We start from the raw sequence: 839 nt of genomic DNA on the forward strand, positions 1-839 counted from the left end.
TCTCAACAGATATGCAGGTCAAGATATGCAGGTGTAATGGTCAGGGCGTTTTTTCAATAAGCAAACCTTAATGAAAAAATCCGTCTACCTGCAGACCTGCATATCTACACCTGCATATTTGTGTTCAGACGGCTCTTCGTCGCATTCCGAGAGCTGCCTGAACAACGACGCCAGGCGGGAACGGGTTGGGCTCAAATGGCTGTTCCTGGTCTTGCAGTGAAATTCCAGAAGGACGTTTCCGCGCTGCGGAATACCCTCAACCTCTACGAGGCCGTTTTCCGCGCTGCGGAAAATCTGTACCGAGCCGGGCAGGACACAACCACTTTTCGATCCACGTGGCGCATTCGCCCATTGATTATCCCGGGCGAGCCAGTCCCTTTCTCAACAGATATGCAGGTCAAGATATGCAGGTGTAATGGTCAGGGCGTTTTTTCAATAAGCGTCCCTTAATGAAAAATTCCGTCTACCTGCAGACCTGCATATCTACACCTGCATATTTGTGTTCAGACGGCTCTTCGTCGCATTCCGAGAGCTGCCTGAACAACGACGCCAGGCGGGAACGGTTTGGGTTTAAGTGACTGTTTCTGGTCTTGCAGTGAAATTCCAGGAGGACGTTTTCCGCGCCGCGGAAAATCTGTACCCAGCCGGAGGGTTTTCCGCGCCGCGGAAAATCTGAGCCCAATCCCAATCGGACGGGCGCTAGTCGCGTACGTTGTGTCCGATAACGCTTGGGAGGACGAGTGGGGCCTCGCCAAGCAGGGCTTTCAGATTGCCGTCGCGTTCAACGGCACTGGTGACAGCCTGCACCTTCGCGGCCTTACGCTGCTTGCCTTGGCCTC

Source organism: Corynebacterium sp. HMSC30G07 (genome assembly GCF_001806945.1).
Lineage (GTDB): Bacteria > Actinomycetota > Actinomycetes > Mycobacteriales > Mycobacteriaceae > Corynebacterium > Corynebacterium riegelii.